The organism is Mycobacterium rhizamassiliense, assembly GCF_900157375.1.
GTDB lineage: Bacteria > Actinomycetota > Actinomycetes > Mycobacteriales > Mycobacteriaceae > Mycobacterium > Mycobacterium rhizamassiliense.
Genome location: NZ_LT721901.1, coordinates 2,795,888 through 2,807,984, shown reverse-complemented (window position 1 = coordinate 2,807,984; position 12,097 = coordinate 2,795,888). Strand labels below are relative to the sequence as shown.

At 63.8% G+C, this 12,097-nt stretch carries 12 protein-coding genes; 3 read left to right on the top strand and 9 right to left on the bottom strand.

Annotation, left to right across the window (positions count from 1 at the left end; all coding sequences use genetic code 11):
* Complete coding sequence (locus MRAB57_RS13840) at positions 1–765, top strand: enoyl-CoA hydratase/isomerase family protein (protein ID WP_077079502.1); 765 nt, start codon at positions 1–3, stop codon at positions 763–765.
* Between the two features lie 60 nt (positions 766–825).
* Here MRAB57_RS13840 and MRAB57_RS13835 read toward each other — a convergent pair whose 3' ends face one another.
* The 6 genes from MRAB57_RS13835 to MRAB57_RS13810 form a co-directional block, all read right to left on the bottom strand.
* A complete protein-coding gene (locus tag MRAB57_RS13835; protein WP_157900606.1) occupies positions 826–1,968 on the bottom strand; it encodes an aminoglycoside phosphotransferase family protein in 1,143 nt (380 codons plus the stop codon).
* An 83-nt stretch (positions 1,969–2,051) separates the two neighbouring features.
* The gene (locus tag MRAB57_RS13830) at positions 2,052–3,176 is read right to left on the bottom strand and encodes an acyl-CoA dehydrogenase family protein (RefSeq protein ID WP_077079500.1); all 1,125 of its coding nucleotides are present in this window, start codon (positions 3,174–3,176) and stop codon (positions 2,052–2,054) included.
* A complete protein-coding gene (locus MRAB57_RS13825) occupies positions 3,173–4,468 on the bottom strand; it encodes an acyl-CoA dehydrogenase family protein (RefSeq protein WP_245830319.1) in 1,296 nt (431 codons plus the stop codon). Before MRAB57_RS13825 ends, MRAB57_RS13830 begins: the two co-directional genes overlap by 4 nt.
* Positions 4,465–5,472, bottom strand: coding sequence for an acyl-CoA dehydrogenase family protein (locus MRAB57_RS13820; RefSeq protein ID WP_216823740.1), 1,008 nt, complete (start codon positions 5,470–5,472; stop codon positions 4,465–4,467). The genes MRAB57_RS13825 and MRAB57_RS13820 overlap by 4 nt, the downstream gene beginning before the upstream one ends.
* On the bottom strand, positions 5,469–6,650 hold the full coding sequence (locus tag MRAB57_RS13815) for an acyl-CoA dehydrogenase family protein (RefSeq protein ID WP_077079499.1): 1,182 nt from the start codon (positions 6,648–6,650) through the stop codon (positions 5,469–5,471). The genes MRAB57_RS13820 and MRAB57_RS13815 overlap by 4 nt, the downstream gene beginning before the upstream one ends.
* Positions 6,647–7,453 carry an enoyl-CoA hydratase/isomerase family protein gene (locus MRAB57_RS13810; RefSeq protein WP_077079498.1) on the bottom strand — a complete coding sequence of 269 codons (807 nt, stop codon included), beginning with the start codon at positions 7,451–7,453 and terminating at the stop codon, positions 6,647–6,649. Before MRAB57_RS13810 ends, MRAB57_RS13815 begins: the two co-directional genes overlap by 4 nt.
* A gap of 275 nt (positions 7,454–7,728) precedes the next feature.
* Between MRAB57_RS13810 and MRAB57_RS13805 the strand changes: the two genes are divergently transcribed.
* Complete coding sequence (locus tag MRAB57_RS13805) at positions 7,729–8,898, top strand: amidohydrolase family protein (protein ID WP_425436537.1); 1,170 nt, start codon at positions 7,729–7,731, stop codon at positions 8,896–8,898.
* A gap of 536 nt (positions 8,899–9,434) precedes the next feature.
* The gene (locus tag MRAB57_RS13800; RefSeq protein WP_077079496.1) at positions 9,435–10,319 is read left to right on the top strand and encodes an acyl-CoA thioesterase domain-containing protein; all 885 of its coding nucleotides are present in this window, start codon (positions 9,435–9,437) and stop codon (positions 10,317–10,319) included.
* A gap of 289 nt (positions 10,320–10,608) precedes the next feature.
* Here the strand turns inward: MRAB57_RS13800 and MRAB57_RS13795 are convergent, their stop codons facing one another.
* From MRAB57_RS13795 to MRAB57_RS29410, 3 genes are read right to left on the bottom strand one after another with little or no spacing between them, the layout of a single operon-like run.
* Positions 10,609–11,754 carry an acyl-CoA dehydrogenase family protein gene (locus tag MRAB57_RS13795; RefSeq protein WP_077087946.1) on the bottom strand — a complete coding sequence of 382 codons (1,146 nt, stop codon included), beginning with the start codon at positions 11,752–11,754 and terminating at the stop codon, positions 10,609–10,611.
* Positions 11,755–11,765: 11 nt separating this feature from the next.
* Entirely contained in the window at positions 11,766–11,882 is a 117-nt protein-coding gene (locus tag MRAB57_RS13790) for a 2-oxo acid dehydrogenase subunit E2 (protein ID WP_083743405.1), read from the bottom strand.
* On the bottom strand, positions 11,879–11,986 hold the full coding sequence (locus MRAB57_RS29410) for a hypothetical protein (RefSeq protein WP_281253359.1): 108 nt from the start codon (positions 11,984–11,986) through the stop codon (positions 11,879–11,881). The genes MRAB57_RS13790 and MRAB57_RS29410 overlap by 4 nt, the downstream gene beginning before the upstream one ends.
* Positions 11,987–12,097 lie beyond the last annotated feature (111 nt).

Sequence of the window (12,097 nt, the reverse complement as noted above, 5' to 3'; positions counted from 1 at the left end):
GTGGCACAGAACATCTCGGTGAGCACCGCCGACCACGTCAGCATCATCGAAATCACCCGCCCCCCGGCGAACTACTTCGACCGCCAGCTCATCGGCGAGATCGTGGATGCCGCCGCCGACGTGCACGCCCACGGGACGCGCGCCATCGTGCTGTGTTCGCAAGGCAAGCACTTCTGCGCCGGCGCCAACTTCGCTCAGGGCGAGATGGACGAGGACCGGGCGCGGTCCTCGGAACTGCTGTACCGCGAGGCGGTTCGGCTGTTCGACGTAGCGGTGCCGATCATCGCCGCGGTCCAGGGGTCCGCCGTCGGGGGCGGTCTTGGTTTGGCGTGCGCGGCCGACTTCCGGGTTGCCGCGCCGTCGAGCCGATTCCACGCCAACTTCTCGATGCTGGGGTTCCATCACGGCTTCGGGCTGAGCGTGACCCTGCCCGGCATCGTCGGACAGCAAAAAGCCACGGACCTGCTCTACACCAGCCGGCGCATCGACGGTCAACGGGCCTTCGACATCGGGCTGGTCGATCGGCTCGTACCGGACGGGGACGTCCGGGACGAGGCGCTGCGCTGGGCGGTCGAGATCGCTGCGGCCGCACCGCTAGCGGTGCAATCGATCCGGCAGACCCTACGTGCACCCCTGGTAAGCCAGGTCCGGGCGGTGCTGGACCGTGAGCTGGCCGAACAACGGACGCTGTGGGCCACCGAGGACAGCAAGATCGGGATCGCCGCCAACCTGGCCCGCGAGAAGGCGGTGTTCACCGGGCAATAGCGCCGGCGCCGGACCGCAATCTGTAAAGGGTTCTGCTGCTTTCACCTTTCAAGGTCGGCCTCAGAATAGATCCAGAGTTCCTAAGTCGTCCATTGCTGTACTAATACGCCGGATAAACTCGAGGGTAACATCTGCCGGTTGCATATCTGGCATACCTGCTGTCGGTCGATACGTTATGGTCCACCAGGTCAATGATGACAGGAGCTGCTTCCGGTAATGCTTCCACGCATCATCGAAATTTACTCCACCAACTCCCTCCGCAGATAATTCTTCAACGTAATAGCGCACAAGGTCTTCCTCCCACGCCCTGCGATTTTCAACCGTCAGCGCTGTCGATAAGGTGTAAGCAAGATCACGCCCCCAATGGCCGACACCGCAGCATTGCCAGTCGGCCAAACCCATTCGATCACCTGGCATTACATACCAGTTTTTGAGGTGCACATCATTATGCGTAAAGGTTTTGGGTAGACTCTTATTTTCTGCTATTGACTCGAGAGTGGCTGGCCATATTTCTTCGAATCTTCCATACAGAGAAGGCGGGATCACTTCCTGTGCATCTAGAAAACCCTGGTTGGAGCCTTCTCTCAAACCAAAATCGAGTGTCGTTTGGAAAAAGTCAAACCAGGTAGGCAACGCGGAGAGTTCCTTATGGGCTTCATTTCCCTCATGAAAACGTGCGTGCATTTTTGCCAGCAAGAGAATCTGGCTCTCGGCACGCGCTCTGCTGATATGGGTCTCATGAGTGCAGAACGATTCAACCTCGTCACTGATGTCGCCAAGAATAAGAATCGAATTGAACGTCTCCGTGTCGAGGTTGCCGTAGTAGCAGTTCGGTGCCTCAATATCGAGCTGCGGACGTAATCTATCGTAAAAATAGATTTCTGAAGAACCGGATCCCGTGTGACCAAACCCGAGTCGGATGGCCAGGTCGTGCGAGGCCTTACAAAAAAGGCGGTTAGGCAGACCCGCACTATTGCCTGCTCGATTGTACTCGACACCAATTTTCCTGCGATTTGAAGTCCCATTATCCACGTCGCCAAGCGTGAGCGAAACCACCTTCGCTCCCGGTGCATCATGACAAAGGACTTCCGTCAGCCACTCTGGCGTAATCACCTCATATGAGGAGGGAATATCGGAGGCTTCCACCGGGATGATTGGCCGCTCTTGCTCTTTGCGATAAGCTGCTGCCACCTTTGCGCCCATATTTGGCATTATGTGCACCTCTCAATATTTGGCCGCTTATCTGTTACGACAAGACGTCGCCCCGGGCGTTAGCGGCCCGCGGTTCAGATGCCAAAGGCATGGAGAACTCGCTCGTGGTAGACCGCGGGGCCGCCGAAGCACAGCTGGGATGATTTGGCCCGCCGAAAGTACAAGTGCGCGGGGTGTTCCCAGGTGAATCCGATACCGCCGTGCACCTGAATGTTCTCCGAGGCCACGAACATCAGTGCCTCCGAGCACACCGAATGCGCGACCGCGGCAGCAATTCCCAACGGCGGTGCGTCCGGAGCACCATCGGCGGCGTCGGCCGCCTCGAGTGCGGCAGCGTCGGCCAGTGAGACCCTCACCAGCATCTCGGCGCACTTGTGTTTGACGGCCTGAAAGCTGCCGATCGGGCGGCCAAACTGCGTACGTTCCCGCGCATAGTCGGTGGCTGCCTCCAGGCAGGCGCGGGCGGCGCCGCACTGCTCGGCGGCCAAGGCGGTCATCGCCCGATCGAGCACGCGTTCGACCACCGTCCCGGCGGCTCCGGGTTCGCCCACCAGTACCGCCGGGGTGTGGTCGAACGCGAGCGTCGCCTGGTGGCGTGTCATGTCCAGCGTGGTCATTGGCGCTCTGGTCAAACCTGCCGCCTCGGCGCCGACGGCGAACAGGCTCGGCCCGGCCTCGGTGGCGGCCACCACCAGGATCACATCGGCGGTCGCACCGTCTACGACGAAATCCTTGCGGCCGCTGAGCGTCCACTGGTTCTCGGCGAGGACGGCCCGGGTGTCGAGCGCGTCGGTCCGCCAGAGCCCATCGCTTTCGGCCACCGCGACGGTCGCGGTGATCTCCCCCGCGGCGATCCGCGTCAGGTACGTCGCGCACACGCTGGCGTCCCCGGCGGCGAGCAACGCCGAACTCGCCAGCACCACCGTCGAGAAGAACGGGGATGGTAGAAGAGCCCGCCCCATTTCCTCCAACACCACCCGCAGCTCGCGGAAACCGTACCCGTCGCCGCCATACTCGACCGGCAGGGCCATCGACTGCACGCCGAGCTGGCTGGTCAGCAGCGACCACACCAGTGGATCCCAGCCACGAGCGGACTCCATTGCGGACCGCAACTGTTGCTCGGTGGACTTGGCGGCCAGGAAATCGCGGATGCTGCAGCGCAACTCGGCGAGGTCGTCCTGGCTGATGGTGTCGGTCATCGAGGATTGTCCTTGCCTGGCGCCGGTTCCTTGGGCAGGCCCAGCACCCTCTCGCCGAGGATGTTCTTCATGATTTCCTCAGTGCCACCAAGGATCCGCAGTGCCGGCACCGACAACAGCAGCTCCGACCACGCGTAGGTGCCCCACTCGCCGGTGTCCGCGCTCAGTTTCGGTCCGAGCACCTCAGCGGCGAAATGCGCTGCCCGCGTGAGATTCTGAGCGAACATCAGCTTGGAGACCGAACCCTCGGGGCCGGGATCCTGGCCGGACTGAAGCCGCCGCAACGCCTGGTGGTTGAGATACTGGCTCGCGGTCAGATCGGCGAGCAGCTTGGCGAGTTCGCGTCGCAGCGCGCCGTCGTCGAGACGGCCGTTGACTTCCATCAATTTGGTCAGAAAGGGCTGCGAGAGGGCGCGGATCACCGAGTCGGAGCCCTCACCACCCACGGTGGCGCGTTCGTTCATCAGTGTGGTCAGCGCGACGCGCCACCCGCCGTGCACCGTGCCGAGGCGGTGATCGTCGGGGACCCGCACATCGGTGAGGAATACCTCGTTGAAGTCTGCGCCGCCGGTCATCTGCCGAAGGGGCCGTACCTCGACGCCGGGTGCGGACATGTCCACCAGAAACGCGGTGATCCCTTTGTGTTTCGGGGCATCATTATCGGTGCGGCACAGCGCCATCCCGATCTGCGCGTGCTGGGCGATCGATGTCCAGACCTTCTGCCCGTTGAGGACCCAGTCGTTACCGTCGGCGATCGCTTTGGTCTGGACGCTGGCCAGATCCGATCCTGCGGCGGGTTCGCTGAACAGTTGACACGCGATGACATCGCCGGAATACATGGCCGGCAGGTAGCGGGCCTTGATGTGGTCGCGGGCGTGCGCGAGGATCGTCGGCCCGATCATGCCCAGACCGATGACCGCGAGCACACCGGTGTCGGGGACGTCGTACTGGGCTTCGATGCTGTCGTAGACCAGGTCATGGACCGCGGTCAACCCGCAGCCGCCGTACTCTCGGGGACCGGTGATCCAGCCGAATCCGGCGTCATAACGTCGACGCTGCCACGCGCGGGCCGCCGCCACGTTGGCGCGGTCGATCTCCGGCGGATCGCTGCTGAAATACGCGATCCGATCAGGTCCGGAACCCCATTCAGCGGTCGCGGCCTCAGCCGGGCGGCGTGCGGCCGTGGTCTGCAGGAACCGTCGCGCCGCGTCGGCGAACGATTCCAGGTCTGCGGGCGCTGCGGCGCTCGGCGACGTCGCCTCAGTCGCTTTTCCGGTCGTTGGTGCGCTCAAAACAACTCGAACGCCGAATCGGTTTCCTCGCCGTCGAGCACCGCACTACCGATCACCTCGGTCAGCGCCTGGTGTCCCCCGAACAGCGTGTCCAGCGCCGCGGCCCGCTCCACGTATCGGTGGAGGTCACTTTCCCCGGTCAGGCCGATCGCACCGAACACTTGAACAGCGTGGCGCATCAGGACAGCCTGGGCGTGGCCGGCGCGCATCTTGGCGATGATTGCCGCCCACGGGTCGCCGTCGCTGCCCGCCACCGCGTAGGCGTTATCCAGCACCGACCGGGCACCGGCCATGGCGACGTAGGCTTCGGCCAGCCGGTGGCGAACCGCTTGAAACGAGCCGATCGACCTGCCGAACTGGACCCTTGCCGTCGCATGCGCGAGCACCAATTCCAGCGCGGCCTCACACACTCCGAGGATCTCGGCCGCAAGCGCACGCCGTCCGGCCGCCATTGCACGATCCCACGTCGTGCCCGCCGGGACCGCGTCGACACCTGCCGGGAATGACCCGGTCACGGTCCGCCAGTCCAAGTCGTGGTCAAATCCCCGGATCGGATCCTGCGATACCGTCAACTCGTTAGTCCTCACCAGCAGAAACGCGACCGCTCCCCCGTCGACTGTCGCCGGGATCACCACGTCCTCAACATCGCCGAGCGGCCCCAGCACCAGCCCGCGCAGCAGCTGGTCGCGGCGCAGACTGAGCGGCCCGTCCACCGGATGCGGGTAGATGACGGCCCGCTGCCGGCCACCGGACACCGCGGCGGGCAACTCGGCCAGCACCACGTCGTCGAGCGCCCGCGAGTTGGCCAGTGCCCGACCATGTTCGGTGAACAGCGCCATGACTGCGGCGCCAGCGTCCTCGGCGAGCACCTCGGCCCACCCCAGATCAGCCAGCAGCGGCGCCAGATCCTGTCCGGCGCTGCGCTTGCCGAACATCTCCCGCAGCGATCCGGCGATCTCGGCGCGCGTCGCCGCGTCGAGACCCGTTCCCGCTTGGGCGTTCACGCGCTGGTCTCCTTCGGAAGACAGAGCACCCGGTCGGCGATGATGCCGCGCTGCACCTCAGCGGAGCCACCCATGATTGTCGAGGCCCTGCTGTACCACCAGTCGTCACGCCAATGCGCGGCCACAGGTCCGTCGCCGAACAGGAACTCGGTCGGCAACAAATCGCGCGCCAAGTCGTGCAGCCCTATCTCCGCCGTCGCCAACAGGATCTTGTCCACGCTGGCCTCCGGACCCACTGCCTCACCGGCGGCGAGCCGGCGCACCGTCTGCGCGCTGCGCGCCTTGAGGGTGACGATATCGGTGTAACACTCCCCGAGCCGGCGCACACCGCCGTCGGGCAGTTCGGCCAGCAGCTCCCGCAGCTCCCGCAGCTTGCGCGAGGCCACCGTCGCGCTCAACCAGGCGTACATCGCCCGCTCGAACTGCAACAAGAACATCGCGACCTGCCAGCCCTGCCCCTCGGCGCCGACCAGCCGGGACGCCGGCACCACGACATCGTCGAAGAACACTTCCGACAACTCGTTCTGGCCGCTGGCCAACGCGATCGGACCGATCTGAACTCCGGGGGTATCGGTGTCGATCATGATCATCGTCAGGCCGCGGTGGCGACTCTCCAGCGTGCCGGTCCGCAGCAGGCAGATCAGGCGACGGGCCGTGGCGCCGTGGCTGGTCCAGATCTTCTGGCCGGACACGACGTAGGTGTCGCGGTCGCGGCGCGCCCGGCAGCGCAGACCGGCGAGGTCACTGCCGGCGTCGGGCTCGGAGAACGACTGCGACCACCACTCCTCGCCGGCCAGGTAGGCGGGCAGGAACTCGGCCGCCAGGGCGGGGGCGTAATGCAGCACTGCCGGTCCCAGCGTCTCCAGCAGCATCTGTTGCTCGGGCACGTCGACCCCGGCGGCGCTCAGTTCGTCGTAGAGCACGGCGCGGTGACGCTCATCGCCTCCGAAACCGCCGGCCGCCTGCGGCCACCCGTACCTGCTCCAGCCGCTGGCGAAGAGCTGGGCCATCAGCGCCGCGTGCTCGGCCATGTGTGCTTCGGTCGAGGGATAGTGAGTGCCGCACCAGCGCTGCAATGCTGGCTCGCTGGAGATGTAGCTGCGCACCGCCTGCCGGTAGGCCCACAGGTCGTCCGTGAAGATCTGCTGCTCGGTGACGACTGGCGTACCGGTCATCATGACGGCGACTTTGCTTGCGCTGACCTGGCTTTCGCGCGCTCCAGGAAACTGGTGACCAATGCCTGATGTTCCACGGTTTCGAACGAATCGAACTCCTCGGACAGCGCGTACTCCAGCACACCCGCCACCGCGCGTTTGATATGCATGTTCAATGCCCGCTTGGTGCTCTGCACCGCTTGGGGCGGCAACCCGGCGATCCGCTGCGCCACCGCCAGCGCCTGCTCCAGAAGCTCCGCATCGGGCACCACCCGGTTGGCCAGGCCGAGCGCCACAGCCTGCTCGGCGGGTATCCGCTCGCTGGTCAACAGATACTCCTTGGCGCGCAGCATACTCATCAGCAACGGCCACGTCGGTGCACCGCCATCGGCGGCGGTCAGACCGACACTGACGTGCGGGTCGGAAATGTAGGCGCTCTCGGCGATGAGCACGATGTCGCTGAGCACCGCCAGATTGCAGCCCAAGCCGACTGCGGGACCATTGACTGCGGCCACCACCGGCAGCGGAAAATCGACCATCTCGGTCAGCAGACGCCGGGCGCCATCGATCTCACGACGACGCCGCGGCCGGTCGTTCCACAACTCCACGAAATGCTCGAAATCACCGCCGGCACTGAATGCGCGACCCGCCCCGGTCAGCACGACCGCGCGGGCATCGGCGTCCTGGGCAAGATGGGCCCACACCGACTGCAAGGCGCCGTGTAGCGCCTCATTGGTGGCGTTCAGCGCCTCCGGCCGGTTCAGGGTGACGACACGCACCGCACCGCGCGCCTCGATCAGCAACTCGGGCTGGAAAGGATTCTGCATTGACTCCCCATAACTCGCACTTCGCGCAACCCGGCAAAGCACCTGGCGGCACCTCTCTCCGCATGGTAGTCGATCAGTTGACGATTTTGTCAAGGGACGGTGAGACCTCGGATAACATACCGCATATGGCCTGAATACTGCCAGCTCAGTGCCCTAGTTAGACTACTTGACGGTTTTGTCAAACGGCTCTACTCTCAGCCCAACAACGACAACGCGAGGTGGAAACAAGCGTGGACCGGTTCGCCAATGCCCCAATCTTCGACGCCGATCAGCACATGTACGAGACACCGGATGCGCTGACCAAGTACCTCCCCGAACGGTTCCGCAAAGCGGTGCAGTTCGTCCAGATCGGACGGCACACCCGGATCTGCATCCTGGACAAGGTGACCGACTTCATCCCGAACCCCACTTTCGATCGGGTCGCCGCACCCGGCGCGCACGAGAAGTTCTACGCCGGACAGAACCCCGAGGGACTGAGCCTGCGGGAGATGACCGGAAAACCGATCGACTCGATCCCGGCCTTCCGCAACCCGGCCGCCCGGATCGAAATAATGAACACCCACGGCGTAGACGAAGCGCTGGTCTACCCGACGCTGGCCAACCTCGTCGAACACTCGGCCGCCGAGGACCCCGAACTGGTCGTCGCGATCATCCACGCCCTCAACCAGTGGATGCTCGAAACCTGGGGCTACACCTACGAAAACAGGCTGTACATGACCCCGGTGATCACCGCAGCCCTCGTCGACGACGCGCGTCGCGAGCTGGAATACGTGCTGGACAACGGGGCCAAAGCGGTGCTGATGAAACCGGCACCGGTGAAGGGCTACCGAGGTTGGCGCTCGCCGGCTCTTCCCGAGTTCGATCCATTCTGGAGCGACGTCGAGCAGGCCGGCATACCCGTGGTGTTGCACGCCAGCCAACCCCCACTGGACAGCTACGTCACCCGGTGGGAACCTGCTGGTTCGGGCAGCTTCTTCGAAATGGGCGCCTTCCGCTGGATGGTGCTGGGCCACCGCGAAATCTCCGACATGCTGGTCAGTCTCATCTGCCATGGCACCTTGACCCGCTTCCCGAAACTACGGATCGCCAGCGTCGAGAACGGCAGCGCATGGATCCGCCAGCTGTTCGAGGACTTCGAGAGCATGTACGCCAAGATGCCCCAGGCCTTCGAAGAACACCCCCTGGAAGTGTTCCGCCGCAACATCTGGGTCAGCCCGTTCTGGGAAGGTTCCGTCGAGGACGTCGTCACCCGCGTCGGCTGGGACAAAGTGCTCTTTGGCTCCGACTACCCCCACCCCGAAGGACTCGCCGAACCAAAGGACTACTACAAATACGCCGAAGGCATGGATGAACAACGCACCCGAGACTTCATGGGCGACAACGCCCGCCGACTCCTCGGCATCCCGGTCCGAAACCCAGAACCCCTCGATGCTCTACCCGCCTGACGTAAGCGGGACCGCTGTTCACCCACCACCGAAGGTCAAGGTCGGCATGCGGGTCGCTTCCCCATCCGATCTTCCCAGGTACGTCTTGTTAGGACTCAGCGGCGACACAGCCGCCCTGTTGCTTCATCGTTGCCAGGTCCCGCGTGGCATTTCTTCCACGCGAGCGATCAGATGGAGCAAGCAACCTTCGTTGCGTCTGGATCAGGCAGGAAGGCGGCCAAACCTGGCGCTCGCCAGTGCAACCGACCCGAGTGGCCCTCGAACGCGGCCCGCGCCAGGCCGCCCTTGCGCGCAGCAGCCGTTGGCCTTCCGGCTCCTGAGCGGCTTAACAAAAAAACCTTCAGCCAGAGCCATCTCACCGAGTGAAAAGGGCACGCTCTGACACCCATGGAACCGCTATCGAGCGCGAATGCCAGAGACACTGCTGCAAGCCGCTTCGTCTCAGGTGATCAGTCATGCTCTATGCGAATTGCACACCGTAGGAATGCCCTTGGTGGCGTCGCAGGCCTTCGCGGTCGCCTTCCCGTTCGAGAAAAATGACCGCTCCCGACGATGCACCCGCGGCGTCAAGGCACGACGCTGCAACCGATGCCCCGCTCTCCTTTTTCGTCAGCAACGGAGATGGATACCTCCCGACCAAGCTTACGAAAGGACCGTGGGGTAAGTCACTTGCGGGCAACTACGTCGGTGGGCTGCTCGGCCGAAGCATTGAACGCATCGTCGATGATCCCGACCTTCAACCCGCGCGGATAACCGTCGATCTGCTGCGACCCGTCGCCCTGCGCGCCGTGCGAGTGCAAGCCAACGTCGTCCGTCACGGCCGACGCATCCAGCTCGTCGACGCGGTGATGACGCAGAATGAGACGCTGGTGGCGCGTGCCACCGCCTTATTTCTCCGCCGCAGCGAACCGGGCCCCGGCACCGTCTGGACCTCGCCGATCACCATGCCCGCCCCACCACCTGAAAATAGGACGCTTGCCGGCGACGTCCCGATGTTCATGTGGGCATACGGACGCGACCCCATCGCCGGCACTCCCGGCATCGGCGTAGACGAATGGCGACACGACGGTCAGAAGTTCGCATGGATGCGTGAGACCAAGCAGCTCGTCGACCACGAACCGCTCACTCCGTTCATCCGCGCGGTAATGGCCGGCGACGTAACCAGCTCGCTGGCCCACTGGAGCACTGATGGGCTTCACTTCATCAACGCCGACTACACGCTGACCCTCAGCCGACAACCCATAGGCCCCGACATCGGGCTCGCATCAATGTCGCACTACAGCTACAGAGGCGTCGCGACCGGCGTCGTCACGTTCTTCGACCGTCAGGGCCCCATCGGTAGCGGAGTTTCGACCGCGCTGGCCAACCCCGGCTTCACACCGCCCCCCTCCCTAACAATCAGGCCCGAGTCGGCCGAATAGCCGCTAGCGCCAGGCATGAGAACAATCAACTGACCAGGATGAAGACACAGTGGCCGAATCTGAAATTCACTCCGGACAGTTCGTCCATCAGATCCCGGCATTTGGCAACTCATTGGCCAGATCAGCTGGCGCGCATCGCCATCGCTACAACAACATGTAGGTTCCCAAACTGCGTGGCGGAAGCTGGCCCTCGTCGACGCGCTACTCAGGCGCATACAACCAACAACCGCCACTATCGTGACTTCACCACCGCTAGTACCCCAGTTAGGGGTATCTTCCGACGATTCCCTCAGATGCCGAGAGACTGGGCAATAATCAGCTTCATGACTTCGGAAGAAGCCCCATAGGTCGGGGATAGCCCGGCGTCGGCGTAGGCAGCGAAGATCGGGTGAAACTGCGGCATGTCGTCGGAGTCACCATGCAGCTGCAGGCAGCGGTCGACTACCCGGTCGCGCATCTCCGTGCAGAACAGCTTGACGATTGCCGCGTCGGCCGCGGAAAGTTCATCGCTCTCGTGGGCGACTAGGGCGCGGTCCAGCAGCGACTGGCCAGCTTCGATGTCGGTGACACACGTGGCGAGCAGGAACTTGGTCTGCTGGGACGACGACACCGCAGCGCCGAAAGCCTTGCGGTCCTTGGCGTATTCGATGGTGTCGTGCAGTTCCTTCACCGCCGTAGCGTGACTGTTGACGGCGATCGACAGCCGCTCCTGAGCGACGTTCTCGATCAGGTAGCTGAACCCGCGGCCTTCCTCGCCGAGCAGGTTCTCCGCGGGCACGACGACGTCGTCGAAGATCAACATTGCCAGGCCGCGGGTCCTCGGGCCGACCTTGTCCAGTTTGGGGCCACGGGTGAGGCGGGGGCTATTGCCGTCGATGACCAGCAAGCTCAGGCCGTCGCGGCCGGCTGCCGGGTTGGTCGTAACCGGGGTAACGATGAGGTCGGCGTCGGCACCGTCGCAGGCCAACGTCCTCGACCCGTAAACAATATAGTTGCGGCCGTCGCGAATGGCCCTGACAGTCAAGGCTTTATCGTCACAGCCCGCACCAACGTCCGCCGTCGCTAGCGCCGCGACGGCGTCGCCGCCCACCAGCCGCGGAAGCCAGCGGCTCTGCTGCTCAGCGTTAGCGACCCGCAGGAAATACGGCATGGTGATGTCAGTGTGCATTCGGAAGCTGTCGAGTTCGATTCCGGCGCGCCGGGACTCCTCGGTGAGGATGACGTTGAACAGAAAGCCGCCCCGCCCGGCACCACCATATTCTTTGGGAACCTGGATGCTGAGCAGCCCCAGTTTGCCCGCGGCCTTCCAAAAGTGCCGGGGCGGCACTCCTTTGCGTTCCCAGTTCGTGTACTCGGGCACCACTTGGTCGACGTAGAAGTCGCGGACCGTAACCCGGAAGGCCTCGTGGTCGTCATCAAAAAGGTAGCGTTTCACCGGGAACCTCTCTACAAATCAAGCAGGACCATTTCAGGAGATTCGAGGAGTTCTTGTGTCGTGCAAAGGAATTGGGCTACCTGGGCGCCGTCGGCGATGCGGTGGTCGAATGCGGAGGTTAGCGTCATCGTCGGCCGCGCGACAACCGCGCTGTCGACCACCACTGCACGTTGTCCGCCATCACCGCGTAGCAAGCCAACAGGTCGTTGCCGTCCACGCGAATGCCAGGCATCCCGTACCCAACCGCCTTGTGCGCGATGGACAATGCCACCAGCTGCTTGCTCAGGATTGTTCTGCACATAAAAGATGCGCGGCCCCTTGAACACCGCGGCGAAATTGAGGG

What these genes read in the sequence shown, in the direction of transcription:
- MRAB57_RS13835 (WP_157900606.1), bottom strand. Translation starts at nt 1,968, where the DNA reads ATGGGCGCAAAGGTGGCAGCAGCTTATCGCAAAGAGCAAGAGCGGCCA.
- MRAB57_RS13830 (WP_077079500.1), bottom strand. Translation starts at nt 3,176, where the DNA reads ATGACCGACACCATCAGCCAGGACGACCTCGCCGAGTTGCGCTGCAGC.
- MRAB57_RS13815 (WP_077079499.1), bottom strand. Translation starts at nt 6,650, where the DNA reads ATGATGACCGGTACGCCAGTCGTCACCGAGCAGCAGATCTTCACGGAC.
- MRAB57_RS13810 (WP_077079498.1), bottom strand. Translation starts at nt 7,453, where the DNA reads ATGCAGAATCCTTTCCAGCCCGAGTTGCTGATCGAGGCGCGCGGTGCG.
- MRAB57_RS13805 (WP_425436537.1), top strand. Translation starts at nt 7,729, where the DNA reads ATGTACGAGACACCGGATGCGCTGACCAAGTACCTCCCCGAACGGTTC.
- MRAB57_RS13800 (WP_077079496.1), top strand. Translation starts at nt 9,435, where the DNA reads ATGACCGCTCCCGACGATGCACCCGCGGCGTCAAGGCACGACGCTGCA.
- MRAB57_RS13790 (WP_083743405.1), bottom strand. Translation starts at nt 11,882, where the DNA reads ATGACGCTAACCTCCGCATTCGACCACCGCATCGCCGACGGCGCCCAG.
- MRAB57_RS29410 (WP_281253359.1), bottom strand. Translation starts at nt 11,986, where the DNA reads ATGCCTGGCATTCGCGTGGACGGCAACGACCTGTTGGCTTGCTACGCG.